Source organism: Nocardia sp. NPDC006982 (assembly GCF_042869435.1).
Taxonomy (GTDB): domain Bacteria; phylum Actinomycetota; class Actinomycetes; order Mycobacteriales; family Mycobacteriaceae; genus Nocardia.
The window spans coordinates 553,477-578,725 of the sequence record NZ_JBIAFV010000004.1; the positions used below are offsets into that span (position 1 = coordinate 553,477).

A 25,249-nucleotide genomic window follows, 5' to 3' on the forward strand; every position below is an offset into this window, starting at 1 on the left:
CCCCAGCGGATAACAATTTCACCATCCGCACCGCTTGGGGCGTGCATCGAACTCGCGGCGGAACCGGACATACCTCGCATGTTCCGGCGCTCAAACGCGATCCGGATCACCATTTCGTAGTGATCCCGAACACATAACGTAACTATCACGAACGATCGTATATATACATTTTACGCATTCGAACTGGGGGAATATCGATAATCCGAAGTTGCGGTCGAGGCAATCCGGACGTTATCCCAACGTGATCTGTCGCGAATTCTTCGCTAGCGTCGTCGGCAGCCCGGATCAACGCGACGGGCTCGAACTCGAATCGCTGAACGCCGGTAACCCTGCCCCGCGGTTTCGAGGGTCCCCGACATTCGCTGGGGGCAGGGACACGGCGGAAGTCCGCCGGGCCGAGCGGGCGCAGCCAGGAATCCACATGACTCAGAACCGCAAGCTCACCCGTGCCCTTGGTCTCGCCGCCGTCGCCGGTGCCATCGCCGCAGTTCCGTTCGGCCTGTCCACCGCGACCGCATCGGCCTCCGGCCACAACTGGGACGCCGTCGCGCAGTGCGAGAGCAGCGGCAACTGGAACACCGATACCGGTAACGGCTTCTCCGGCGGCCTGCAGTTCACGCAGAGCACCTGGGCCGCCAACGGCGGCTCGGGCAGCCCGAGCGGTGCGAGCCGCGAGGAGCAGATCCGCGTCGCGGAGAACGTGCTCGCCACCCAGGGCCCGGGCGCTTGGCCCGTGTGCGGCGCTTACCTGTAAGCCCGAATAGACCTGACGGGGTCCGTGCCATCGAGCACGGGCCCCGTTGTCGTCGGTACGGTCGAAGACATCAAACGAATTCGCTAGTGCCGGAATTATTTCCGGCAACCAAGTGAGCGACCGCCGTACAATTCAACCGACCGCACGCTCCACATCGGGATCGAAAACCCCTCCGCGGCGGCAGAATTCATAACTCTTACCCCAGCTCGAGATGCATGCGGCGTCAACCGAGAGTCCCACTGATCGGTACCGACTGTTTCAATTCCGCAAATCGAGCGTTCTCATGGTCCGAAACACCTGCGGGGAGTGATCCATCTCACTACCCTGTGTCCACCCGGTAACTCGTCCTGATCCACGCACGGTTCAGGTCTTTACGAATGCCGTGGCTAGAAAGGCATCTCGACCATGAGCTCGACCCAGACCGCAGATCCGCCGACCCTGCTCACGGGGCTGTGGCAGCGCAAGCTACCGCACTATCCCGATACACCCGCCCGCTCCTGGTATTTGGCCGTCGTGGTCATCGCCTCGATCGCGCTCTACTACCAATTGTTCGTCACAGGCGCCGTCGGCAATGAACTCATCGGCTACTTCGACCTGTCCTTCGCCTACTTCGTCTGGATCTTCATCATCGGCGCCGCCTTCGGTGCGGTGGCCTCGGTGCTCGCGGGTGTGCTGGATCGATGGGGCCGGGCGAATATCGTCGCCTACGGCGTGGTGATCTGCTCGCTGCTGACCCTGTTCGCCGTGCCCGCGACGACCACCAAGGAGCAGTACCTGTTCGTGTACTGCCTGGTGAGCATTGTCGAGGGCGCGGTACTCGTGGCCACACCGGCACTGATCCGCGACTTCTCCCCGCAGCTGGACCGGGCATCGGCGATGGGCTTCTGGACGCTGGGACCGGTCATCGGCGCCCTGGTCACCACACAGATCTCCACCCACACGCTCGACGCGCATCCGGACTGGCAGTACCACTACCGGCTGTGTGGTGTGATCAGTCTCGTCATCGCAGTGGTCGCGGTGATCGGATTGCGTGAGCTCAGTCCGCAACTGCGCGACCAGATCATGGTGACATTGCGCGACCGCGCGCTGATCGAGGCCCGGGCCCGCGGGTTGGATGTCAAGGAACTCGAACAGGGTGTGTGGCGACAGATGTTGCGCCCCAACATCATCGGCTCAGCGTTGGCGATCAGCCTTTTCCTCGCCTTCTTCTACACCATCGTGTCGTTCCTACCGGTGTATATGGCGACGAACTTCGGCTTCAGTCCGGCCAAGGCCAATGCACTCGGCAACTGGTACTGGGCCGCCAATGCGATAGCGCTGGTGCTGGCCGGCATCGTGTCGGACAGACTCAAGGTGCGCAAGCCGTTCATGATCGTCGGCGCGCTCATCAGCATCGTCGGCATGTACCTGTTCATCGGCTACACCGATCAGCCCGATACCGATTACTACTCGTTCGCAACGGTTTTCGTGGTGATCGCGGTCGGCACCGGCATCGCCTACTCCACCTGGATGGCGAGCTTCACCGAGACGGTCGAGGCCCGTAATCCGGCCGCGACCGCGGTGGGTCTCGCGGTGTGGGGCGGCACGCTGCGCAGCGTCGTCACCGTGGTGCTGTTCGGATTGCTGATCGTGGTGAACGCGGCCGGTCCGCTGGTCAATTACGGACCACGGCTGTCGGAGATCGCGCACAAATACGCCCAGCAACTCGCGACCATCCAGACGGTCGGCACGGAAACCCTTGCGGCACTGCAGCAGAACCCCAATGACCAGGTCGCACAGGTCACCGCGCTGACCAAACTGACCGGCGCGTCACCGGCCGATATCCAGACGACCGTCGGCCTCAACACCCGCTACCCGCAGGAATTGGCGACGCTGCAGGCGATCGATTCGGCGACACTGGCCACGCTGACCACGAATCCGTCCGATGCGAACGCGGGTCTCGCGGCGGTCGGACAGGTCGCGAAGAAGTTCGGCATTCCGGTGGATCAGGCGATCGCACGCCTGCAAGCCGTGCAGCAGATTCCGGCCGCCGATCTCACGGTGGCGGGGACCGTCGGCCCCAAACTGGCGCAGGCGACTACGCAGTTGCAGTCGGTCGGCACGATTCCGGCCGATGATCAGGCCTATCTGGCCGCACACGCCAAGGAAGTGCAGCAGGCGCAAGCCGATTCGCCGAAGCAGTGGGAACGCTGGTGGTGGATTTGCCTGGCCGCACAGGTCGTGTTCCTGCCATTCGTCTTCCTGATGGCCGGACACTGGAGCCCGAAGAAGGCGGCCGCCGAGGCCAAGGCGCACGACGAACTCGTCGAGCGCGAACTGGCCGCGATCGCGGAGGAGGAGCCGGAGCCGGAGCCCGCCGGTTAGCGGCGTCGTGCCGGGCGGTACCGCCGCCCGGCACGATCACTTGGTCAGGTCGACGACCCATTCGTGGTTGTTCACATCGATCTTGTTCTTGCCGTCGAAGACCGCGGGCGTGGCGACCTCGCCATTGGCATCGGTCAGCGCGGCACGTGCCATCTGCGCGTGGATCTTCGCCGCATCGAGTTTCGCGCCCGAACTGATGCACTGCACCGCCTCCAGCGAGGCGCCAGATTCCTTCGCGACATTCGCGAGATCGTCATTGCTGAGATCCGCGCCGCCTTCGTCCGGCTGCCTCGAGGTGAACAGCTGCGCGTGGAATTTCGAATACACCGGACCCGAACCGGTATCCGCGACACATTCGTTCGCCGCGACCGCGCGGGTCGAATAATCCTTACTCTTCGACTTCGGGTCGAGGAAGGTCACGAGGTGGTAGCGGACCGCGAGTTTGCCCTCGTCCATCTGCTGCGCGATCTCCTGACCGTAGAGCCGCTCCAGCGCGCCGCAGGACGGGCACAGCGGATCCTCGTACACTTCGATGGTCTTCGCCGCGTCCGGGCGACCGAGGAGAATCGTGCCGTTGGTCTGGTCCAGCACGGCGCGCACGTCCGCGCTGTGCACCGATCCATAGCCGTCATTGCGGATCGTGGCGTCGTCGCGCCCCCACCGGAACGCAAGGATCACGATCAACACGATGAGCGCGAGCGCCACGCCACCCAGGGCATATGTGGTCGCACTGGACATCGGTCGCGGCGTGTACTTCGATCCCGATTCGCTCACCCCGAACACTCTGCCCCAACCACACGCAACCCCATGCACGGGGTGCTTGGTCACCATGCATTGATGGAGGCAAACGTCGAGAGCGCCCCTCCAGGGTTACATCGTGATCAGACGTCCAGATCAGTGGGAGGCGTAGTTGTTGTCCTGGGAGTCGGGGGCGTCGACGAGGCGTTCGGCGCCGTCGGGGCCGTAGGTGTAGGCAGGTGGGCTGTCCGCGATGGCTTCTACTTTCGATTCCACACCGCGTCGGTGCAGTGGTTCCGGGACGATTGCCCAGATGGCGGCTGCGACGGCGAGTAGTGCGCCGGTCAGGGTGAGGGCGAGGCCGTAGGAGAAGTGCTGGGCAACGGCGCCCACCGCGACCGGGCCGATGACCGTGCCGAGGTCGGCCGCCATTTGGAAGCCCGCCAGCACCGGGCCACCGCGGGCCTTCGGTCCGATGACGTCCGCGACCGCCGCCTGCTGGGCGGGGGTGAACATGCCCGAGCCCAGACCGGCCACGAATGAGGTCACCAGCAGCCAGGGCAGGTTCGTCGCGAGACCGAGTCCCGCGGTTCCGGCCGCACAGATCAGAGAGCCGACGATCAGGAAGGGTTTGCGCCCCAAGCGGTCCGAGAGCCTGCCGGATGCGAAAAGCACCGCCACATTGCCCGCGGCGAACACCGTCAGCGTGACACCGGCCATACCCGGTTGCTGATGCAGGACTTCGACAACGAGCAGCGGCACCAACGCCATCCGCACGCCGAATACCGCCGCGCCATTGGCGAAATTCGACAGCAGTACCGCCCGATACTCCGACCGTGCCAGTCCCTCCCGGAACGACATCAGCCGCAGCCCGCCCACCGGTTCCGGTGCGGCCAGGGTCGAATGCCGCAGGTTCACATAGACCACCGCGGTAGCAAGCAGCAGCGCCGCCGCGTAGATCAGGAACGGCGCCCGCAATCCGAGCCCCGCGAGCGCACCGCCGACCAGCGGCCCGCTGACCGATCCGATCAGAAAACTCGTCGACCACAGCCCTGACACCCGCCCGCGCTGGGCGGGCGGCGACATCCGGATCACCAGCGCCAACGACGACACCGTGAACATGGTCGACCCGACCCCACCCGCCGACCGCAAAACCAGTAGCTGCCAATAACTCTGGGCGAACGCGCTGGCCCCGGTCGACAACGCAACGATCAACAAGCCCCCGAGATACACCGACCGCTCCCCCAGCCGCTGCACCAACCGCCCACTGACCGGCGCGAACAACAGCCGCATCAACGCAAACGCACTGACAATCGCCGAAGCCGCGGCAACCCCAACCCCGAACCCCCGCGCAAACTGTGGCAACACCGGCGCCACCAGACCGAACCCGACGGCGATAACAAACGAAGCCCCGACCAACACCCAGATCTCAACCGGCAAAGCCCTGGACGCCGCCCCACTCCATCCAACAGCCACCCCGCCCTGCCCCTCGACCACACCCGACGCCCCATCGGTACCCGACGCCACCGCGGTCTCCGCCGATCTCCCCTCCTTCGCCAACCCCGCAGGCATTCCCGCCCCGGACGCGCCTGCTGCTCCCGCTGAAGCTCCCGATCCGCCCGACACCGGTACCGACCCCGCCGAGCCCGACGCCTTCACCAAACCCACTGCCGTTCCCGAATCCGACGTGCCTTCTGACCCCGCCGATGCTGCCGCACCCAACGATCCCGTCCCCACCGAACCGGATGCCGCAGCGTCAACCGATCTCGACGTACTTGCCGATCCCGCTGACTCGGCCGACCCCAACGCCTGCCCCGACCCCGGTGGCACTCCCGCCCCTAACGCGCCAGCCGCCCCCGCTGAAGCTCTCGAACCTAGCGACTCCGACGACCCCGCAGTCGATCTATCACTCACCGGACAGCGCCTGCCCGACCACTTCTTCCGCGGCCGCTTGGACCTGGGTCAGGTGTTCGGGGCCCTGGAAGGACTCCGCGTAGATCTTGTACTTGTCCTCGGTGCCAGAGGGGCGGGCGGCGAACCAGGCGTTTTCGGTGGTGACCTTCAGGCCGCCGAGGGGGGCGCCGTTGCCGCGGGCTCGGGTGAGGACCGCGGTGATCGGCTCACCGGCGATCTCCTTTGTGGTGATCATGTCCGGTGTCAACTTCCCGAGCAGTGCTTTCTGTTCCGGGGTCGCGGCGGCGTCGATGCGGGCATAGGCCGGACTGCCGTAGCGCTTCTCGAGTTCGACATAGCGCGCGGACGGGCTCTGGCCGGTGACCGCGGCGATCTCGGTGGCCAGCAGGGCGAGCAGGATGCCGTCCTTATCGGTGGTCCACACGGTGCCGTCCATCCGCAGGAAGGATGCGCCCGCACTCTCCTCACCGCCGAAAGCCAGACTGCCGCTGAACAATCCGGGCACGAAGAACTTGAAGCCGACCGGCACCTCGTACACATCGCGCCCGAGCACGCTCACCACCCGGTCGATCATCGACGAGCTCACCGCCGTCTTGCCGATCTTGGTGAGCGCATCCCAGCCCATCCGGTTCGCGACCAGATATTCGATGGCGACCGCGAGGAAGTGGTTCGGATTCATCAGTCCGCCATCGGGTGTGACGATGCCGTGCCGATCCGCGTCGGCGTCGTTGCCGGTGGAGATGTCGTAGTCGTCCTTGATGGCGATCAGCGAGGCCATCGCATAGCGCGAGGACGGATCCATCCGAATCTTGCCGTCGGAGTCCAGCGTCATGAACCGCCAGGTCGGATCGACGAACGGGTTGACGACCTCGAGTTCGAGGTCGTAGCGCTGCCCGATCTCCTCCCAGTAGTCGACGCTGGCCCCACCCATCGGATCTGCGCCGAGCCGGATCCCGGCGCCGCGAATGGCGTCCAGGTTCAACACATTCGGCAGATCCGCGATGTAGTGGTCGAGGTAGTCGTAGCGCTCGACGCAGTTTTCCAGCGCATGCCGAAGCGTGGTCCGCCGCACCCCGGCCAAGCCGTTGCGCAACAGTTCATTGGCGCGGTTGGCGATGGCGTCGGTGGCCTTGGTATCGGCCGGACCGCCGTGCGGCGGGTTGTATTTGAAGCCGCCGTCGCGCGGCGGATTGTGCGACGGCGTGACGACGATGCCATCGGCCTGATGCTTTGCCCCACCGCGGTTGTGCCGCAACACCGCATGACTCAGCGCGGGCGTCGGGGTGTAGCGATCGCGTGCGTCGATCATCGCGGTCACGTCGTTGGCGGCGAGCACCTCGAGTGCGGTGGTCCACGCGGGTTCGGACAGTGCGTGGGTATCGCGGGCCAGATAGACCGGACCGGTAATCCCTCGCGTGGCACGGTATTCCACGATCGACTGGGTGACGGCCAGGATGTGAGCCTCGTTGAACGCGGTGTCCAGACTGGAGCCTCGATGCCCCGAGGTGCCGAACGCGACCTGCTGCGCAGGCTCGGCCGGATCCGGGATGCGGCTGTAGTAGGCCGTCACCAGACGCGCGATGTCCTCCAGGTCGGTGGGACGCGCGGGCCGCCCGGCTCGATCATGGGCCATGCTCGGGTCTCCCTTCCGTGTCGGCTGCGCCCGGCTCGTCATCAAAATCATGTCCACAACCACTGGGTCGTGGCCGCGGCGACGAACACCGCGGTCAAGCTGGTCACGACACTGAGCACCACATTGCCCACCGCATAGGCGTAGGCCCCCTCGGCCGCGAGCCTGATCGTCTCGTAGCCGAAGGTGCTGAATGTGGTCAGCGCACCGCAGAAACCTGTTCCCGCGGCGGCCAGCAGCCAGTGGTTCGTGCCGGCGCCGATCAGTCCACCGAGCAACGCCGAACCGACAATGTTAACGGTCAATGTGCCCAGCGGCAGCAGAGATTCGAATCGCGCGGCCACCGCACGGTCGATGAGATATCGCGCCGGCGCACCGAGCATGCCGCCGACCAGAACGAGCACCACCGTCATCGGGCGCCCCCTGGACTCGGCTGCCAAGTCTCGACCTCGGACAATGCGACATTCACCGCGACGAGCAGCTCGGAGTTCTGTTCGACGAAGGCGCGCAACCGCTCGGCCTCGTCGATGATCATCACCAGCACGGGTAGGTGTTCGGCCAGATCGAGGATCCGACTTGTGTGGATGCGCGAGGACGAGCCGTAACCCTCCACACCGCGCCACACACTGGCGCCGGCCAGTCCGGTGTCGCGGGCTCGCCGCACGATCTCGTGGTACAGGGGCCCGTGCCGCCACGTGTCGTCCTCGTCGAGCAGCACCGTCAGCCGCGCCGCCGACTGCCACTGTCCCGCCGCCGGACCAGTGCCCGTCGGTGAATCTTTCATCGCCTGACCCCCTTCCGTCGCGCTGTCCGCTATTCAACTCGTCCGCCGTGCCGTGCCAGTAATCCACCGCGCCGAAAACATGCCGAGCACGACCGCCCCCAGGCCCGCCACCACCGTCCCCCCGAGATAGCCGAGCGCCTCGACCGCCGCACCCGATTCGAGCAGTCTACGAACCTCGAGGCTGTAGGTGGAAAAAGTGGTGAAACCGCCGAGCACGCCGATACCGACAAATGGACGGAGCAGTCTGTGGGCTACCCATACCTCGGTGATCAGAACCATCAGAATTCCGATCGCAAAGCATCCCACGACATTGATCGTGAAGGTCGACCAGGGGACCTGATGCGGTTGCGAAGGCCACCACACGCCGATGCCGTAGCGCGCCAGCGCGCCCAGACCACCGCCGAGGGAGATCACTACCAGCACCAACGGCTCGACGGCAGGGGTGCGGATTCGCTGCCCCATGCGCTGACCTCCTGCCGAGCCGAATGCCACCGGCGCAATGCTAACGGTCGGGTCGGCGGTCTCGAACATCCGGGACGACGGCACGCACCATGACCAGCGTCGTTCATTGCCACGGCGGCACCGAGAACGTACGAATGCCCGGAAGATTCGGCCGAAGTTCCCACCTACCCCTCCGGACACAGGTCGGCAGCGATGACGGCGGCACGATCGGCGATACCCGAAGCAGCTCGGAAGACGCGAAAAGCGAGCGCCAGCAACTGTTCGGCAGATCGATTCGCGGCAACTGGGGGCTTTCGATCCGGCGACTCGGTATCACGGGCGCGGACATGGACTGCAACGAGCAACTGCGGACCGATCCCGAAAACACAACGCCCGCATCGTCATCGATGCGGGCGTTGTGCTGTTCGAGCGGAACAGATCAGTGCACGATTACCGGTTCGCCTTCCGACGGAGCCGGAACCGTATTCGGCATCAGGAACGCGGTGATCACCGCACCGGCCACGAAAATCGCGGTGGCCCACCAGAAGCTGGTGGTGTAGCTCTCGATCTGGGCCTGTGCCACGACCAGCGGACCTGGCGTATGCGACGACAGGTAGTCCGTCGCGGCCGAGGCGGCGATGGTGCTCAGCAGCGCCGTGCCGATCGAACCGCCGACCTGCTGGCTGGTGTTGATCATCGCCGAGGCGACACCGGCGTCCTCGTGGTGCACACCGGCCGTCGCACCCTGGAAGGCGGTCGACATCGCACCACCGAGACCGAGACCCATCAGGATCAGCGCGGGCAGGATATTCCCGACATAGCTGCTGTCCAAGCTGATCTGGGTCAGCCAAGCCATACCGACCGCGGCGACCAGGAAGCCACCGGCGACCACCATTTTCGGACCGACCTTCGGCAGCAGCAGCGAGGGCACCGTGGTCGAGGAGACGACCATGCCCGCCACCATCGGCAGGAACGCCAGACCGGTCTTGATCGGCGAGTAGCCCATGCTCAGCTGCATGTAGTAGGTCAGGAACAGGAAGATCGCGAACATTCCGATGCCCATGACGAACACCGTCAGGAACGAACCACCGCGAGTGCGGTCCAGCACGATACGCAGCGGCAGCAGCGGATTCCCGACCCGGGTCTCGAGCCACACGAACACCGCGAGCAGGGCCGCGCCTCCGATCAGGAAACCGAGGGTGACCGGGTTACCCCAGCTGGTCGACTCGGCGTGCGAGAACCCGTAAACGATGCCGAACAGTGCGGCGGTCACCACGACGGTGCCCGGGATGTCGAGCTTGGGCCGCTCGGCGACCACATGCTTGGCCAGCAGCAGCACCGCGCCGACCAGCGCGACCGCCGCGAAGCCGAGGTTCACGAACATCACCCAGCGCCACGAGGCCCATTCGGTGAGCATGCCGCCGAGCAGCAGACCGATGGCGCCACCCGCACCGGCGACCGCACCGAAGATGCCGAATGCCTTGGCGCGTTCACCCGGTTCGGTGAAGGTCACGGTGAGCAGCGACAGCGCGGCGGGGGCGAGCAACGCACCGAAGACGCCCTGTCCGACGCGGGCCGCGACCAGCATTTCGAAACTGGTGGCCGCACCGCCGACCGCGGAGGCGACGGCGAATCCGATCAGGCCGATAATGAAGGTGTTACGTCGGCCGAACAGGTCACTGAGTCGGCCACCGAGCAGCAACAGGCTGCCGAAGGCCAGGGCGTACCCGGTGACGACCCACTGCCGATCGCCATCGCTGAAACCGAGGTCCAGTTGCGCTGCGGGCAGCGCGATATTCACGACGGTCGCGTCGAGCACAACCATGAGCTGAGCCACGCCGAGTACGGCGAGCACCCACCAGCGCAGGGCGTGCGAGCCGCGGCGGCCCGAGTCAGTTTTCTCGGGGGCGGGTGCCCCACGGTCCAACGTGGTAGTCATGTGTCCCCTTTGCTCGAGGCTTGATCCGGAGGAGACTCCTCCGCTTACTGAGATAAGCTAACACAATAACGGAGACATCTCCTCCACTTAATCCCGCTTATTGCTAGGATGTGCCTGTGAATCCCGCCACTACCGTGCCTCCACCTCGGCGCCTACGCGCCGATGCTGCCCGCAATCAGCAGCGCATCGTCGAGGCAGCCCGCCAGCTCTTCGCCGATCACGGTCTGGAGATCACCCTCGATGACGTGGCCGAACGCGCCGGGGTCGGCGTCGGCACCGTCTACCGGCGCTTCGCCAACAAGAAGGAATTGATCGCCGAGGTCTTCGAACAGAACGTCGGCGAATTCGCGGTCGCCGCCGAGACCGCGGCCAAGCATCCCGACCCCTGGCTGGGTCTGGTCCAGTTCTTCGAGTACGCCTGCACCCATCTGGCTACCAACCGCGGCTTCAGCGAGGTGATGCTCGAACTCGAGGAGGATCTGGAGCGCTTCGCTCAGTTGCGCGACCGGATCAAGCCGACCGTCGCCGCGGTCATCGATCGCGCGCGGGAGGCGGGCGCACTGCAGCCCGATATCGAGCCCTCGGACTTCTTCGCGCTGATCCACATGGTCGACGCGCTCGCCGAGTTCTCCAAGCCGGTGAATCCGAATGCCTGGCAGCGTTATATGGCCATCGCACTCAACGGTGTACGCAGCGATGACACGCCGCGCCGACCACTACCGGCACCCCCCTTGACAGACGAGGAAGTCGAACAGGCCAAGTCGTTCGTCTGCGCAGGCCGCAAGCGCTAGCGCAAAAAAACCGGACATATCTAGCGCTCATCTGAGCCAGCCCTTACAGTTGGACGTATGACCAACTCGTGGGGGAACTGGGCTGGGGATCAGCAGTGCACGCCGGCCGCCGTCGCCGCCCCGCGAAATACCGACGAATTGGCCGAGATCATCGGCCGCGCCGCCACCACCGGACAGACAGTACGCGTCGCCGGTGCGGGTCATTCGTTCACCGATGCCGTACTCACCGAGGGCATCCTGCTCGACCTGTCGAAACTGAACCGCATCCTCAATGTGGACCGGGAGACCGGCCGCGTTCGAGTCGAGGCGGGCATCACCCTCAATGCCGCGAGCAATGCGCTCCATCCGCTCGGCCTGGCCTTCCCCAATCTCGGCGATATCGACGTGCAGACCATCGCGGGCGCGACCGCCACCGCCACCCACGGCACCGGTGCGACGCTGCAAAACCTCTCGGCCGCTCTGCAATCCATCGAACTGGTGCTCGCCGACGGCAGCCGGGTCGAGTTGAACGAGGAGTCCGACCCGGATGGCTGGCGCGCGGCGCGGGTCAGCGTCGGGGCGCTCGGCGTGATCAGCGCGGTCACCCTGCAGCTGGTGCCGTCGTTCGTGCTGGAGGGAGTCGAGCGGCCGGTGCCGGTCGAGGAGGTCCTCGCGGAGCTGGACGCCTACGTCGACGGCAACCAGCATTTCGAGTTCTACATGTTCGGCCACAGCCCCCTGGCGATGACCAAGCGCAATAACCCTGTCGACCTGCCGGAACAGCCGCGCGGCCGGGCCGCCGACTGGTTCGCCGACATCCTGATGTCCAACTACGCATTCGACGCGCTGTGCCGACTCGGCAAGCGCCAGCCACGACTGGTGCCGTGGATCCATCGCGGCGCGGCGTATGCGGGCAGTTACCGCCGCCAGGTCGACCGCTCCTATCGAGTCTTCGCCTCGCCCCGGTTGATTCGCTTCACCGAGATGGAATACGCGATCCCGCGCGAACATTCCGCCGCCGCCATCCGCGAGATCAAGGACCTCGCGACGCGGTTCGATACGCCGATGCCGATCGAGGTGCGCTGGGTCGCCCCCGATGACGCGTTCCTCTCCCCTGCCGGTGGCCGCGACACCTGCTACATCGCCGTGCACCAGTACCGAGGCATGGACTTCGAACCGTATTTCCGTGCCTGCGAAGCGGTTTTCGACAAGTACGACGGCCGCCCGCACTGGGGCAAGCGCCACTTCCAGACCGCCGAAACACTGCGAGCGCGTTACCCGGACTGGGATCACTTCGCCGAAGTGCGCCGCCGCTTCGATCCCAAGGGCCGCTTCGCCAACGCATACGTCGAGCGGGTACTGGGCTGTGTCTAATTTGCCGCGCCTGCGGCGCGGCGTGTTCGCGGCCCCCTTCTGTCTCGCGGCTGACCCTTTCGAGCGACCTGCAAGCAGTCGCTAGCGGCGCCGTCGAGACTCGCGACTTCGTCGCATGCGCTTCGACGACTCGGCTGTATTCGATGGCCGCGCCTGCGGCGCGGACGCGAGACGGGCCGCGAACGTCGCTCGTAAGACTCGCTCCGTGGTTGGCCGAGTCGCCTGGTTCAGCTTGCCAGTATCTCGGCGACCAGGCGCGGTAGGGCCGTGCCGATGGGTTCGCGGATGACCTCGGTGGCGATGCTGTCGTAGGGCGTCGGTTCGGCATTGACGATGACCAGATCCGCGCCGCTGTCGACGGCGATCGCGCACATCGATGCGGCGGGCTCCACCTGCAGCGAGGATCCGATGGCGAGGAAGATATCGCTGGCCTCGGCGGTCAGCGCGGCCTTGGTCATGGTGCGGCGATCCATCTGCTGACCGAACATGATGGTCGCGGATTTCAGGATGCCGCCGCAGGCCGGACACGGCGGATCCGCCTCGCCCGCCGCCACCCGCGCCAGCGTGGCCGCCATGCTCGTCTGGTATTCGCAAGCGACACAGACGACTTCGAACATATTGCCGTGGATTTCGATCACCCGGCCGGGTGAGGATCCGGCGCGCTGGTGCAGCCGGTCGATGTTCTGGGTGATGATCGTAATGGTGCGTCCGGCGCGCTCCAGGTCGGCCAGTGCGGCGTGCGCGGCATTGGGTTGGGCCTGCCAGGCGGGATTGTCGCGGCGGGCAAGCCAGGAGCGTTTGCGCAGTTCCGGATCGGCGAGGTAGGCGTCGTAGGTCGACAACAGTTCGGCGATGGGGTCTTTCGTCCATACGCCGCGGGGGCCGCGGAAGTCAGGAATGCCGGAATCAGTGGAGATGCCCGCGCCGGTGAGCACGCCGATCCGCCCGTCCCGTTTGCGCCAGTCGCTCGTCACATCGATGCAGCCTAGGGGCCCGCGTTATCAGTGCCCAGGGCGCGCGGTCGGACAAGCCAAGTTCATGAGAGATTGTTACACTAAGTCTCTCAAACTCTTGGATGGTTGATCAAAGGAGATCGCAATGACCGCCGCCGCATTCGATGCCGATTCACGGACCGCACCGCAGCGCCGCCCGTTCGCACCGGGTACTCGAATGTGGGACGAAACCGGCCTGATCACCTTCTCCCTCACCGCAGGCTCGGCATTTCTGCTGCAGACCATGGAACCGACCATCGCCGCCGTGGTCGACGAACACTCCACCTTCCGCACCGATCCGCTCGGACGCGCGGTGCGCAGCATCGGTTCGGTGATGATGTGGATCTACGGCGGCGACGAAGCGATCGCCGAAGCGGATCGCCTGCGCAAGATGCACGCCTCGCTCAACACCACCACCCCCGATGGTGTCCGGCACAAGGCGCTGGCCTCCGGTCCCTGGGCCTGGGTGCTACACACCGGCACCTTCGCCTTCACCGAGAACGCCGAATACTTCGCCCGCCGCCCGCTGACCCCAGCCGAGAAGGACGCCTACTACCAGGAAACGGTGCAGCTCTTGCGCAATTTCATGGTGGCACCCAAAGAGATTCCGGCGAACTACACCGAATTCGAGAAGTTCTTCACCGATATTGTGGAGAACCACCTGCAGGAGACCGGTACGGCGCATGACTACCTGCGGGTGATCCAGTCGATCGCGCCGCCGAGGCAATTGCCGCGCGCATTGCGCCCCGCCTGGAAGCGCGTGGTCGCACCGGTCGGCCGGCTGCAATATTTCGTCACCGTCGGCACCACCCCGGAGCCGGCGCGGCGCAAGCTCGGCCTGACGTGGTCGGAGTCCGATGAGCGCAAGCTGAAGGCGTTGGGCTGGTTCATCGCCCGCACGGTGCCGCTGCTGCCGGAGCGGGTGCGCTACTTCCCGATCGCTTACGAGGCGCGGCGGCTCGAGCGCGATCGCGCACGTCTGCGCAAGGTCATCAATCTGCGTCCCATGTGACGCCGCACGCCCGTCCAGGCCCGCGGTTGCCGCTTCCGGCACCGCGGGCCGCGTCGTATCCAGGCAAAATGCCGATTTCCTGACCGACCGGTTTCTTCTCGGTCGATTTCCCGCGTGCGGCAACAACTCTCGAGCAACGGGCCTCGAGATGCCTTGGCGGACAAAGTCGCCCCCCTCGTCGCGAAACATATATCCCCCGTACTGGTATACGTATCACGCACCCTCCGACGCAGACCCGGTGCAGCCCGACAATCCCGACATTGCGCCCAGAACCACGGCACAGCTCCGATTCACCAGCCTGAAAGGTATTCCCGCACATGGCTCACAAGCCCAGCGTGCTGTTCGTCTGTGTCCACAATGCGGGCCGGTCGCAAATGGCCGCCGGTTTCCTCGATGCGCTCGCCGGCGACCGCATCGATGTGCACTCCGCCGGGAGCACACCCGCCGACGTCATCAACCCGGCCGCCGTGGCGGTCATGGCCGAACTCGGTATCGATATCTCGACGCACGCGCCGAAGCTGCTGACCGTGGACGCGGTGGCAATGTCCGATGTGGTCGTCACCATGGGCTGCGGTGATGCGTGCCCGTTCTTCCCCGGTATCAGCTACCGTGACTGGATGCTGCCCGATGCGACCGGTGAGGACATCGCCATCGTGCGCTCCATCCGCGACCGGATCCGCATCCTGGTGGAAAACCTGATCGCGGAACTGATCCCGGCCACCGCCTGCTGAGTCCGATTTGTTCAAGACGCCTGCCGAAGTGCCGCATACGCTGCGAATATGACTCCACAACTCAATGTCATCGGCATTGTCGTCAGCGATATGGCCGCCTCGCTCGCCTTCTACCGACGCCTGGGTCTCGAGTTCCCGGAGGCGGATGACGGGCATATGGAGGCACCGTTGCCCGGCGGTATGCGCCTGACGCTGGATACCGAGGCCGTGATCAAGTCGTTCCACTCCGACTGGCAGCCGCCGAGGTCCGCGGGGCGACTCGGCCTGGCCTTCCAGTGCACGGACCCCGCCGAGGTCGACGCGGTCTACAGCGAACTCATCGATGCCGGATACCGCGGCGAACTGAAGCCATGGGACGCCTTCTGGGGCCAGCGCTACGCGACGATCCTGGACCCGGACGGCAATAGCGTCGATCTGTACGCCCCGCTGTCGGATTGAGCCGCCGCTAGGAGCGGGTGAGCAACTCGCTCAACGGCATGCCGGCCAGTTCGCGCACATCGCGCGCGAGATGGGCCTGATCGGCGAATCCGGTACGAAATGCGGTGTCCGCGAGCGGTACTCCGCTGCGCGCCACCGCGAGCGCCCGCTGCAGCCGCAGGATTCGCGCCAATGTCTTGGGCCCGTAGCCGAAGGCCGCGAGCGAGCGTCGATGCAACACCCGCGCACCGAGCCCCGCGGCCTCGGCCGTCGCCGCAACAGACCATCCGGCGTCCAGCGCATCGACGATCCGCCGCAAAACCGGGTCGGGCGGTTCGGTGTCGTAGGCCCGCCGCATTGCGATCGCCTCCAATGCGGCGGTCTGATCCGCTGCCGCCCCGACCTGTTCCGCGAGTCGCCGAGCGGCCGCCGCGGGCCACAGATCCGCCAACTCCACCCGTTTATCGCGCAATTCGTGCGCGGGCACCCCGAGCAGTGCGGGCGCGCTGCCCGGTGCGAATCGAATCCCGACCCATCGAGTACCCGGCGCACCATCGGCCATATACGCCCGGGTGTCCGGTCCGGCCACCAGCAACCTGCCCTTGCTCCACAGCAGATCCATACATCCGTCCGGCAACACCGGTAAGCCCGCGGCCCCGGTGACATTGGTATTCGTCCACACCACGGCGCCAGGGAGCCGCGACGGCCGCTCTCGATATCCCGGCACTACCTCTGCCACGGGTCCGAGGCTACTCGCGCTGCCTCGCGCCTCGGTCGAGGAAGGTCAGCAGCCGTGAGTTGGATACCGAACTCGCCATGCGCCTACTGGGTTTGGTGCTCGGTCACCGATGAATTCCCGGCAGCCGGGTCGTCGTATCGAGCAGACCGGACCACACCGCCGAGGAGGCACGTCGTATGCAGATTCGTTCCCGCTTGTGCATGAGCGCCGATGGCTACATCACCACGCCCAACGGGTGGCCGCCACAGGTCGTCGACCCGGCGTATGTGCCCGGCGAAAGCCACGGCATTCCGGATTTCGTCGCGACCTGCGAGGCCGCGCTCATGGGGCACACCACCTTCGCGCCCGCGCTGACCAATGACCGCTGGCCGTGGCCGGCACTGCAGGTGTTCGTGCTCGCATCGCAGCGTCCCGCGGGCACGCCCGATCACGTCATTGTCGACAGCGATCCGGCACGCTTGCTCGAGCAGCTGCGCGCGGCCAATCGCGGTGGTGATGTCCACCTGATCGGCGGCCCGCGCACCATCGAAACCTTCCGCGCACTCGGCGCATTGGACAAGCTCGAATTGGTCGTGCTGCCCTTCTTCGTCGGCGGCGGGATGCGGCTGACCGAAGCCATGGATATCGATACCGGCCTCACCCTCGACCGTTCGCGTGCGCTGCCCGGCGGGTCGGTGGAAATCATCTACACGGTCGACAATCGCGGTGGCGTACCGCAGGCTCGGGATACGGGGTGGGCGCCCGCGTCACAGCGATTCAGTGCGGGGTGATGCCTCGCGGGACGACCCGGATCAGGTGATCGTCGTCCGCGGCGATTTTCGAATCCGGATCCTTACATCCGACGGTGACCTCGGCGCCGGCGGGTGAGGAAAAGGTCCACAGCGTCATCCATTCTTTTCCGCCGATTGTTTCCTGTTTTTTCGTATTGGTGGAACGGAGGTCTTCGTTGCGGCCGGTGCTGTCGGTTACCGTGCAGCGTAGGCTCCCGCTCGCCGCGCCCCAGTCGACGGGCACCTTGATATCCATCACGGCATCCGCGGGAATCGGCACTTTCTTGGTCTCCCCCAGCGGAATCCGCACGCCGCCGCCCGGCTCCTCGTTTTCGATCGGCGTCGCACCCACCGAACTCGTTTCCGCTGGTGCGGCAGAACTCGACGCGGCCGTCGTGGACTTGTCATCGGTGCATCCCGCCACGGCAACGGCAAGTGCCGCCGTCGCCGTCATCCAGATCAGTTTCACAGGTCAACCTCTCTTCGACAGAGCATGACTACAACTTCCAGATGGACGCAGACTACATGGCGCGAAAATCGGCAATTTGTTCGCAAATAAAAGGACTCGGCGGATATCGAAAGTCTTCGATAGCGTCATATGCCATGACGATGCCCGTCGCATTCAGCACCCTCGATGTCCGCACCGCCGACGGCAATGCCGACGCCTACCTGGCCCGACCCGATGACAGCGCCGCCCATCCCGGCGTGCTGTTCAATATGGACGCCTACGGCCTGCGGCCCTGGCTGCGCGAAATGATGCAAGTCATCGCGGCCGACGGCTACACCGTGTTGGCGCCCAATATTTTCTACCGAACCGGACCCGCCCCGGTGCTCCCGATGCCCGATTCCGCCGATCCGGAAGGGCATGCGAAATTCTTTGTCGCACTGGGCCCGGCGCGCGCGGCGCTTACTCCCCAAAAGGCGTTGCAGGACACCCGAACCTATCTCGATTGGCTGGACGCGGCCGAGTTCGTGGCACCGGGTCCGGTAGCGGTGACCGGATACTGCATGGGCGGGCGACTCGCCCTGCGTGCTGCGGGCGCATTCGGGAGTCGCATCGCGGCAGCCGCCAGTTTCCACGGCGGCCGCCTGGCGGTCGACGAACAACCCGACAGTCCGCATCACACCGCCGCGGGCATTACCGCCGAATTGTTGATCGCCCATGCGAGCCAAGATGATTCGATACCCCCGGAGCAGATCACCCGTCTGGAAAAGGCCCTCGACGCGGCGCACGTTCGCTATGCCTCGGTGGTCTACCCGAATACCCGCCACGGTTTCACCATGCGCGACACCCCGGTCTTCGATCAGGCGGCCTACGACCGCCACCGCACCGATCTGCTCGACCTCCTGCACCGGGCGTTCCCCAGCCCGTGACGAGAAGGGCAAGATGATCAGTGAGGGACCGCGGACAGGAGTGCGAATGGAACTGAGCTACGGCGATGTGAAAGCCGCCGCCGATCGGATCACCGGACACGTACGGCCGGTCGCCATCGCACCCGGGGATGCGATAGCTACGACCGGCGAACTGTGGCTGGCATTGGAATTCATGCAGCACACCGGCTCGTTCAAGGCCCGTGGTGCCCGAAACTTCATCCAGGCGCACCAGGACGACGGAACCCTGCCGGAGGCGGGCGTGACCATCGCATCCGGCGGAAACGCCGGACTCGCGTGCGCGTGGGCGGCCCGCGAACAGGAAGTACGGGCAACGGTATTTCTGCCGACCACCGCGCCGCTGGTGAAGGTCGAGCGGTTACGCGGCTACGGCGCGGATGTGCGCCTGGTCGGCGTCGAATACGCCGACGCACTCGCCGCCTGTCACGAATTCGCCGATACCAGTGGCGCTTTGCCCTCACACGCCTACGACAACCCCTATATCGCGGCCGGAGCGGGCACCCTGATGGTGGAGATCCACCACTTGCTTCCCCGACTGGACACCATCGTCGTCGCGGTCGGCGGCGGTGGTCTGTTCGCCGGGGTCGCCACGGCCGCGGATCACTACGGCGTCCGGACGATCGCGGTGGAGCCGCAACGCTGCCGTGCGCTGCACGATGCGATCCAGGCCGGACGGATCGTCGACGCGACGGTCGATTCGGTCGCCGCCGATTCCCTCGGCGCCCGCCGCGCCACCGAATTGGCACTGCACGCAGCCCAGAACTATAACGTGACCTCGGTGCTCGTCCCCGACGCCGACATCATCGCGGCCCGCTTCGCGCTGTGGCAGGACCGCCGACTCGCGGTGGAACACGCCGCCGCGACGGCAGTCGCGGCGCTCACCACCGATGCGTATCGGCCCGAGCCCGGTGAGCGGGTCTGCGTCGTCCTGTGCGGGGCCAATACCGATCCGGCGGATCTGGCGCGGTAAGCGCACTACGCTCGATATCGACTCGGAGGAGGCACACCATGTCGGTTCAATCCCTGATGGTCCCGATCGGAACGCCCGCGCCGGACTTCAGCCTGCCCGACCTCGACGGTCAGCTACACACCCGCGCCGACTATGCGGACGGGCCCGGGCTTCTGGTCATCTTCGCCTGCAACCACTGCCCGTATGTGCGGCACCTCGAGTCGAAGCTCGGCGAGGTGCTCGGCACGCTGACCATCCCGACGGTGGCGATCTGCACCAATGACGCCGACGCCTACCCGGATGACGGACCGGAGCACCTGCGGGTCCAAGCCGATCGCGCCGGTTGGAAATTCCCCTACCTGATCGACGAAACACAGCAGGTGGGCCGCGCCTTCCGGGCGGCGTGCACGCCGGACTTCTTCCTCTACGACGCACGCCTCGAACTCGCCTACCGCGGCGCATTCGACGAATCCACCCCGGGCAACGGTAAACCGGTGACCGGCAACGAATTACGCGCCGCGGTCGAGGCGGTACGCACCGGAGCCCCCGTGCCCGAGCCACATCGGCCGAGCATGGGTTGCTCCATCAAATGGCGTGTCTAGGTGCCGATCACGGCATTCATGATGGTGCCCGCGCTGGTCGCGACGACACCGCCGATCATGGCTCCCGCCACCATCTTCGGCGATTGCAGGCCGCCGCCGGACCACTTCTCCCAGGCGAACCGACCGCCCGCGTAGGTGATCGCGGTAATGCCTGCCAGCAGGATGAACCAGGTGAAATAGCGCACCATCTGCAGGATCTTGTCCGCGAGGGGCGGCGCCTCAGGTGTCGGGTTGCCGAGTTGGGCCAGGACTGCTCCATACGTGTCATGTGCCGCGGCGAGAATCATGCTCACAGTCGTACCCCTCTTCTGATATCGGCGACGCTGGTAAGCGTCTAGCCAGATAATAGCGGCTCGGCTCGAGACAGATTGTGCAGCAACCGGATTCAACGACATACCGGTCAGCTGGATTCCAACACGGGCCTGTGATCACGCCGCAGCATGTACAGCGCCATCGCCGATCCCGATACCGCGAGGACAGCGGCTATCGGATAGAGCGAACGCAATCCCGGTCCGTCATCGATGGACCAGCCACCGATGCGGCCCGCGCATGCGGCGGCGAGTTGGAATCCGGAGGCATTGACCGCGACCGCCAGTGTGGGTGCCGCGCCCGCCGCGGTCACGACCCGGGTCTGCATACCGGGAATGATCGCGAAGGCCAGCACACCCAGCACGAAAATCAGTGCCACCGTGATCAATTGAATTTCGGCGGCTCCCCAGAGCAGCGCCAGCGTGCCCGCCAGCGCTGCGAGCAGACCCGCCAGCGAAGGCATCAGCGCCCTATCGGCCAGCCGTCCACCGAGATAGTTTCCGAGCACCGCGCCCGCGCCGTACACCAGCAGCAGCGCGGGCACCACACCTGCCGCAAATCCGCTCACCTCGGTGAGCAGCGGGGTGAAGTACGTAAAGACCGTCACCACACCGACATTGCCTAGCACAGTGAGCGCAATCGCCAATTGCACACGGCGATCGGCGAATACGCGCAGCTCCCCGCGCACCGATGCGCTCGACGGCGCGGGCATCCTCGGCAGGAAACACAGCACGAGCAGCAGCGCGACGGCCGCGCACACCGCGACCGACACGAATGTCGCACGCCAGCCGAAAGTTTGGCCGATGGCCGCGCCGATCGGAGTGCCGCCGACAATGCCCAGATTCATGCCGAGCGCCACCTGCGCCACTGCCGATGCTTCGCGGCCGGGTTCGGCCGTCGAGACGACCGTCGCGATGGCGACTGCGAAAAACGTTGCCACCACGAGTCCCGCGGCGAATCTGGCCAGCAGCACGGTCGAATAGTTCGGTGCGAGAGCCGAACCCAGATTCGCGACGACGGCCACCGCGACCAAACCGACCACCAGCGGTTTGCGCGGCAGCCGCGCAGTCGCCACGGTCACCACCGGCCCACCGACGATCATGCCGAGCGCATATGCACTCACCAACAGACCGGCCGCTGGCACCGACACCCCGAGCCCAGCCGCCACTTCGGGCAGGATTCCGGCGATTACGAATTCACCGGTGGTCAGGCTGAAGACCACCAGCATGAGCGCAAAGACAGCAGGGCGCATACATCCACTCCAGATAGTTACAACTCAAATGATTTGAATTAGAACTATCACAGTTCGAAGCATGACACTAGACTCGGCGGCATGAAGGAGCAGGCGCCACCGAATCTCGCCGTGGATACCGAGATCGATCGCGATGTCTGCAAGCTGGTGCATCAGTTCACCCACCGCCTCGACGTGCACGTTCGCCGCGTCGCCGAGGCGTTGGATATGACGCCGTCGCAGGTGATCGCCCTGCGCGAGTTGTCGGATCCGATTACCGCACGCGAATTGGCCACCAGAATGTCGTGCGAGCCGTCGAACGCGACCTTCGTGCTGGACCGCCTCGAACAGCAGGATCTGGTTCGGCGGCAACCACATCCGACCGATCGCCGCGCCAAGCAGATCGTGTTGACGGCCGCCGGCGAGCGGCGGCGCGCCGAGGTGCTCGACCGGCTCGGGGCGCAGTCGCCACTGACCTCGCTCACCGCCGCACAGCAGCAGACCCTGCGCGATCTGCTGCGGGCGATGGTGCCGCCGATTGTTTAACCATACGATCGGACGTACTCTTTAGCCATGACGACGGAGGACAAGCGCCTACTGCGCGGTGCACGGAGCCGCCAGCTCGTGCTGCGCCAAGCGGTCGACACCGCATCCCTCGACGGTCTCGAGGGTTTGAGCTTCGGCAAGTTGGCGACCGATACCGGGCTCAGCAAGGCGGGTGTGCAGACCCTGTTCAAGACCAAGGAGACGCTGCAACTCGCGGCGCTCGATTTCGGCCGCGATATGTTCATCGATGCCGTCATCCGTCCCGCCCGCGCGCAACCGCACGGGGTGCAACGACTTCGCGCCCTGATCGAATGTTGGATCGTCTACGCGCAGACACCGCTGTTCGCCGGCGGTTGCCTGCGGGTCGCGAATATGGCGGAGTTCGACAGCCGTCCCGGTCCGGTGCGCGACGCGCTGGTCCGCGAGCAGCGGGAGTGGGTGGGGACCATCGCGCGCGAACTCCGGTACGCCGTCGATGCGGGCGAAATCGCCGATCTGGATATCGATCTCGCCGCCTTCCAGATCGACGCCGTCCTCTGTGCCGCCAATACCGCACTGCGCCTCGGCGAAGTCGACGCGGTGCCCAAGGTCCGCCGAGTTGTCGAAAGCTTCCTCATCCCGGCGACCTAGGTATCAGGGGCAGTCGGCGGTCTGCTGCAGCTCGATCCTGATCCGGTCGTCGCTCAGGATGAGAGTGCCGTCCCCGGTGGTGGTCCATGTGGGCGCGAGGAGCAGGAATTCGGTGAGCCAGGAATCCTGGTAGGCGAATTCCGGCGGATAGGACAGCACAGTGGAGAACGGGGATCGGGTTTTCAGAACGCCGCTGTCGGCATCCACCTCGAACATCACGGTATTGGCGCCCGCGTGTGCGGACAGGCGGCGGGTCTCGTCGACGAACCACAGGGTGATCCGGGTGCCGCCGAGCAGGAATCGTGGTCGGCCATTCTCGGTTACGGATGAGGAGACGTAGCGGTGGCCCCAGAGATCTGAGTCTTGCATCGGTGGATCGGCCCTTACTCGCAGCGTTCGACAGCCCATCTATCCTGATATTCGCGTCGAGCGGGCAGAATGGTCCGGTCCACTGAACGAACCGATCAGCGAAGATTCTTCTCGATTTCGCGGGCGGTATGTGCGACCAGGCCGGGCAGATTCGGCGGAAACTGTTGGGACAGTGAGATACAGCCGATCGCGGCCGCATCGCACATCCCTGGTTGACGGATCGCGGCTGCGGCACAACAGATCCCGGCGATCAGGTTGTGATGGTCGACGGCAACCATTCCCGCATCGACGATTCCGGAGCAGACACGCTGCCATTCGGCGGCCGAATAGGTCGGCGGCGGGACGGTATTGTCGGCCCGTCCCGCGAAGAGCACCTGCGCCAGCGCGGTGCGATATACCAACTCCGGATCCGCGGCCGTGCTGAGAAAGAACTCGGCACCTTTGATCCCGGAGACCATCCGAACCTCGCCCGCGTCGAGAATGCACACCGCGACAGTCGAATTCGTCAAGGCGGACAATACCCGGGCGGGCCGTTGCGCGGCCCGGCGCAGGATCGGCGCGGCCTGCCAATGCCGCCCCAACTCCGCCATCCGCTCTCCGACGAAATACCGCTGCTCCACCCGCTGCACGGCACCGAGCGCCACCAACTGTTCGGCCAACCGATATGCGGTGGCCTTCGCCAATCCGGTGGTGCGGGCCAGTTGGGACAGTCCACAGCCCTCCGGCGCCGCCGAAATGGCCTCCAGTATCTGGAAACCGGCGTCGAGCACACCGCGGCTCGTTCCGTCAGCCGATGGGCTACCGACCATCGCGCCCGTCCTCCTCCTTGCCGCGGCTCCCATCGGCACACGGCAAGAAAAGATGGTACGCCGGTTGTCGTTCGCAACAAGGCGTTCCGGACCGGGGTCAGCTCACGTTGAGCACGACCTTGCCTGGGCCACGCCCCATTTCGCTCTCCTCCTGTGCGGCTGCTGCCCGCTCGAGCAGGAAGGTCCGCGCCTCGCCCGGCAGCCGGAACGCACCGCTGGCGACGCGTTCGGCGACCTGCTCGAGCAGTTCGATAGGCCGTTCGGGACCGCTGCCCGCGAGGAAGGTGATGCCGAGTTCGCGGGCCGCCGGATCCACGATCGTCACGATCCGGTCGGTGCCGCCGCGCAATTCGATGGCGGCAGGCAGCACACCGTGTCCGGCCGCGTCGAAGACCGCGTCGATGCCGTTCGGCGCGAGTTCGCGCACGCGCTCGACCAGACCGGCGCCGTAGGTGGTCGGGGTGGCGCCGAGTTCGCGCACAATATCCTGGTTGGCCGCGGAAGCGGTGCCGATCACGGTGACGCCCTCGGCCACGGCCAGCTGCACCGCCATCGACCCGACCGCACCGGACGCACCATTGATCAGCAGCGTTTCGCCCGCTTGTATTTTCAGTGCCGCCAACGACTTCTCCGCCGCCGACACCGCGACCGGGAGCGATGCGGCATCCGGCCAGGACAATTCCTCGGGTTTCTTCGCGACGGCATTGCTGAGGGTGTATTCCGCGTACGCCGCGACCGCCCAGCCCAGTACCTCGTCGCCGACCGCGACATCGGTGACATCCGGGCCAACCGCATCGACCACCCCCGCGATCTCACCACCCGGATACTGCGGGAACACCGGTTCGCCGAAAGACAGTGCGCCGGAACGGATTTTCCAATCCGCCGGATTCACTGCGGCGGTCCGCACCGCGACTCGGACCTGCCCCGGGCCCGGTTCCGGGATCGGGATGTCGACGATCTGCAGTACGTCCGGACCGCCGAATTCGTAGAACGCAATCGCCCGCATCATCCCAGCCTACGGGTCGAACCGCGCGCTTACGGGT

General features: G+C 65.6%; 28 protein-coding genes. 13 read left to right on the top strand and 15 right to left on the bottom strand.

The window, feature by feature from the left end; genetic code table 11:
• Positions 1 to 421: 421 nt before the first annotated feature.
• Positions 422 to 754, top strand: coding sequence for a transglycosylase family protein (locus ACFYOW_RS19525; RefSeq protein ID WP_063046924.1), 333 nt, complete (start codon positions 422 to 424; stop codon positions 752 to 754).
• 405 nt (positions 755 to 1,159) lie between these two features.
• Positions 1,160 to 3,118, top strand: coding sequence for an MFS transporter (locus tag ACFYOW_RS19530; protein WP_387289703.1), 1,959 nt, complete (start codon positions 1,160 to 1,162; stop codon positions 3,116 to 3,118).
• Between the two features lie 36 nt (positions 3,119 to 3,154).
• On the opposite strand, the gene ACFYOW_RS19535 is transcribed toward ACFYOW_RS19530, so the two are convergent.
• The 7 genes from ACFYOW_RS19535 to ACFYOW_RS19565 form a co-directional block, all read right to left on the bottom strand.
• Complete coding sequence (locus tag ACFYOW_RS19535; RefSeq protein WP_387289705.1) at positions 3,155 to 3,892, bottom strand: DsbA family protein; 738 nt, start codon at positions 3,890 to 3,892, stop codon at positions 3,155 to 3,157.
• Positions 3,893 to 4,012: 120 nt separating this feature from the next.
• Positions 4,013 to 5,332, bottom strand: coding sequence for an MFS transporter (locus ACFYOW_RS19540; RefSeq protein WP_387290083.1), 1,320 nt, complete (start codon positions 5,330 to 5,332; stop codon positions 4,013 to 4,015).
• Between the two features lie 430 nt (positions 5,333 to 5,762).
• On the bottom strand, positions 5,763 to 7,403 hold the full coding sequence (gene pgm, locus ACFYOW_RS19545; protein WP_387289707.1) for a phosphoglucomutase (alpha-D-glucose-1,6-bisphosphate-dependent): 1,641 nt from the start codon (positions 7,401 to 7,403) through the stop codon (positions 5,763 to 5,765).
• Between the two features lie 47 nt (positions 7,404 to 7,450).
• Entirely contained in the window at positions 7,451 to 7,813 is a 363-nt protein-coding gene (gene crcB, locus ACFYOW_RS19550; RefSeq protein ID WP_387289709.1) for a fluoride efflux transporter CrcB, read from the bottom strand.
• Positions 7,810 to 8,184 (bottom strand): DUF190 domain-containing protein, encoded by a 375-nt coding sequence (locus ACFYOW_RS19555; RefSeq protein ID WP_387289711.1) that lies wholly within the window; start codon positions 8,182 to 8,184, stop codon positions 7,810 to 7,812. The genes crcB (ACFYOW_RS19550) and ACFYOW_RS19555 overlap by 4 nt, the downstream gene beginning before the upstream one ends.
• A gap of 33 nt (positions 8,185 to 8,217) precedes the next feature.
• A complete protein-coding gene (crcB, locus tag ACFYOW_RS19560; RefSeq protein WP_387289713.1) occupies positions 8,218 to 8,646 on the bottom strand; it encodes a fluoride efflux transporter CrcB in 429 nt (142 codons plus the stop codon).
• A 418-nt stretch (positions 8,647 to 9,064) separates the two neighbouring features.
• Positions 9,065 to 10,564, bottom strand: coding sequence for an MFS transporter (locus ACFYOW_RS19565; RefSeq protein ID WP_387289714.1), 1,500 nt, complete (start codon positions 10,562 to 10,564; stop codon positions 9,065 to 9,067).
• Positions 10,565 to 10,680: 116 nt separating this feature from the next.
• On the opposite strand from ACFYOW_RS19565, the gene ACFYOW_RS19570 reads away from it, so the two are divergent.
• Together ACFYOW_RS19570 and ACFYOW_RS19575 are read left to right on the top strand one after the other, a co-directional pair.
• Positions 10,681 to 11,355 (top strand): TetR/AcrR family transcriptional regulator, encoded by a 675-nt coding sequence (locus tag ACFYOW_RS19570; RefSeq protein WP_387289716.1) that lies wholly within the window; start codon positions 10,681 to 10,683, stop codon positions 11,353 to 11,355.
• Between the two features lie 57 nt (positions 11,356 to 11,412).
• Positions 11,413 to 12,708 carry a D-arabinono-1,4-lactone oxidase gene (locus tag ACFYOW_RS19575; protein WP_387289718.1) on the top strand — a complete coding sequence of 432 codons (1,296 nt, stop codon included), beginning with the start codon at positions 11,413 to 11,415 and terminating at the stop codon, positions 12,706 to 12,708.
• A 227-nt stretch (positions 12,709 to 12,935) separates the two neighbouring features.
• On the opposite strand, the gene ACFYOW_RS19580 is transcribed toward ACFYOW_RS19575, so the two are convergent.
• Positions 12,936 to 13,682 (bottom strand): NAD-dependent deacetylase, encoded by a 747-nt coding sequence (locus ACFYOW_RS19580; RefSeq protein WP_387289720.1) that lies wholly within the window; start codon positions 13,680 to 13,682, stop codon positions 12,936 to 12,938.
• Between the two features lie 124 nt (positions 13,683 to 13,806).
• Here ACFYOW_RS19580 and ACFYOW_RS19585 point away from each other — a divergent pair, with 124 nt between their 5' ends.
• The 3 genes from ACFYOW_RS19585 (at position 13,807) to ACFYOW_RS19595 (ending at position 15,881) form a co-directional block, all read left to right on the top strand.
• Complete coding sequence (locus ACFYOW_RS19585) at positions 13,807 to 14,712, top strand: oxygenase MpaB family protein (RefSeq protein ID WP_387289722.1); 906 nt, start codon at positions 13,807 to 13,809, stop codon at positions 14,710 to 14,712.
• Positions 14,713 to 15,029: 317 nt separating this feature from the next.
• Positions 15,030 to 15,443, top strand: coding sequence for an arsenate reductase ArsC (locus ACFYOW_RS19590; RefSeq protein ID WP_387289724.1), 414 nt, complete (start codon positions 15,030 to 15,032; stop codon positions 15,441 to 15,443).
• A 48-nt stretch (positions 15,444 to 15,491) separates the two neighbouring features.
• Positions 15,492 to 15,881, top strand: a complete 390-nt coding sequence (locus ACFYOW_RS19595; RefSeq protein ID WP_387289726.1) for a VOC family protein — start codon at positions 15,492 to 15,494, stop codon at positions 15,879 to 15,881.
• Between the two features lie 7 nt (positions 15,882 to 15,888).
• On the opposite strand, the gene ACFYOW_RS19600 is transcribed toward ACFYOW_RS19595, so the two are convergent.
• Positions 15,889 to 16,599: a helix-turn-helix domain-containing protein gene (locus ACFYOW_RS19600; RefSeq protein WP_387289728.1), complete on the bottom strand. Its 711-nt coding sequence runs from the start codon at positions 16,597 to 16,599 to the stop codon at positions 15,889 to 15,891.
• Between the two features lie 176 nt (positions 16,600 to 16,775).
• On the opposite strand from ACFYOW_RS19600, the gene ACFYOW_RS19605 reads away from it, so the two are divergent.
• Complete coding sequence (locus ACFYOW_RS19605; RefSeq protein ID WP_387289730.1) at positions 16,776 to 17,369, top strand: dihydrofolate reductase family protein; 594 nt, start codon at positions 16,776 to 16,778, stop codon at positions 17,367 to 17,369.
• On the opposite strand, the gene ACFYOW_RS19610 is transcribed toward ACFYOW_RS19605, so the two are convergent.
• Complete coding sequence (locus ACFYOW_RS19610; protein ID WP_387289732.1) at positions 17,356 to 17,838, bottom strand: hypothetical protein; 483 nt, start codon at positions 17,836 to 17,838, stop codon at positions 17,356 to 17,358. The genes ACFYOW_RS19605 and ACFYOW_RS19610 overlap by 14 nt on opposite strands.
• A gap of 134 nt (positions 17,839 to 17,972) precedes the next feature.
• Here ACFYOW_RS19610 and ACFYOW_RS19615 point away from each other — a divergent pair, with 134 nt between their 5' ends.
• The 3 genes from ACFYOW_RS19615 to ACFYOW_RS19625 are packed head-to-tail and all read left to right on the top strand — an operon-like array spanning position 17,973 to position 20,312.
• A complete protein-coding gene (locus ACFYOW_RS19615; RefSeq protein ID WP_387289733.1) occupies positions 17,973 to 18,743 on the top strand; it encodes a dienelactone hydrolase family protein in 771 nt (256 codons plus the stop codon).
• 46 nt (positions 18,744 to 18,789) lie between these two features.
• On the top strand, positions 18,790 to 19,731 hold the full coding sequence (locus tag ACFYOW_RS19620) for a threonine/serine dehydratase (protein ID WP_387289735.1): 942 nt from the start codon (positions 18,790 to 18,792) through the stop codon (positions 19,729 to 19,731).
• Between the two features lie 38 nt (positions 19,732 to 19,769).
• Complete coding sequence (locus ACFYOW_RS19625) at positions 19,770 to 20,312, top strand: thioredoxin family protein (RefSeq protein ID WP_387289737.1); 543 nt, start codon at positions 19,770 to 19,772, stop codon at positions 20,310 to 20,312.
• Here the strand turns inward: ACFYOW_RS19625 and ACFYOW_RS19630 are convergent.
• Positions 20,309 to 20,599 carry a hypothetical protein gene (locus tag ACFYOW_RS19630; RefSeq protein WP_174415132.1) on the bottom strand — a complete coding sequence of 97 codons (291 nt, stop codon included), beginning with the start codon at positions 20,597 to 20,599 and terminating at the stop codon, positions 20,309 to 20,311. The two genes, ACFYOW_RS19625 and ACFYOW_RS19630, sit on opposite strands and share 4 nt — an antisense overlap.
• Before the next feature lie 113 nt (positions 20,600 to 20,712).
• Entirely contained in the window at positions 20,713 to 21,873 is a 1,161-nt protein-coding gene (locus ACFYOW_RS19635; RefSeq protein WP_387289739.1) for an MFS transporter, read from the bottom strand.
• An 81-nt stretch (positions 21,874 to 21,954) separates the two neighbouring features.
• Here ACFYOW_RS19635 and ACFYOW_RS19640 point away from each other — a divergent pair, with 81 nt between their 5' ends.
• Entirely contained in the window at positions 21,955 to 22,398 is a 444-nt protein-coding gene (locus tag ACFYOW_RS19640) for a MarR family winged helix-turn-helix transcriptional regulator (protein ID WP_387289740.1), read from the top strand.
• A gap of 27 nt (positions 22,399 to 22,425) precedes the next feature.
• Positions 22,426 to 23,028 carry a TetR/AcrR family transcriptional regulator gene (locus tag ACFYOW_RS19645; RefSeq protein ID WP_387289742.1) on the top strand — a complete coding sequence of 201 codons (603 nt, stop codon included), beginning with the start codon at positions 22,426 to 22,428 and terminating at the stop codon, positions 23,026 to 23,028.
• 3 nt (positions 23,029 to 23,031) lie between these two features.
• On the opposite strand, the gene ACFYOW_RS19650 is transcribed toward ACFYOW_RS19645, so the two are convergent.
• The 3 genes from ACFYOW_RS19650 to ACFYOW_RS19660 form a co-directional block, all read right to left on the bottom strand.
• Positions 23,032 to 23,397, bottom strand: a complete 366-nt coding sequence (locus ACFYOW_RS19650; protein WP_387289744.1) for an META domain-containing protein — start codon at positions 23,395 to 23,397, stop codon at positions 23,032 to 23,034.
• Positions 23,398 to 23,492: 95 nt separating this feature from the next.
• Positions 23,493 to 24,206, bottom strand: a complete 714-nt coding sequence (locus ACFYOW_RS19655) for a helix-turn-helix domain-containing protein (protein ID WP_387289746.1) — start codon at positions 24,204 to 24,206, stop codon at positions 23,493 to 23,495.
• A 97-nt stretch (positions 24,207 to 24,303) separates the two neighbouring features.
• The gene (locus tag ACFYOW_RS19660; RefSeq protein ID WP_387290085.1) at positions 24,304 to 25,212 is read right to left on the bottom strand and encodes an NADP-dependent oxidoreductase; all 909 of its coding nucleotides are present in this window, start codon (positions 25,210 to 25,212) and stop codon (positions 24,304 to 24,306) included.
• Between the last annotated feature and the right edge of the window lie 37 nt (positions 25,213 to 25,249).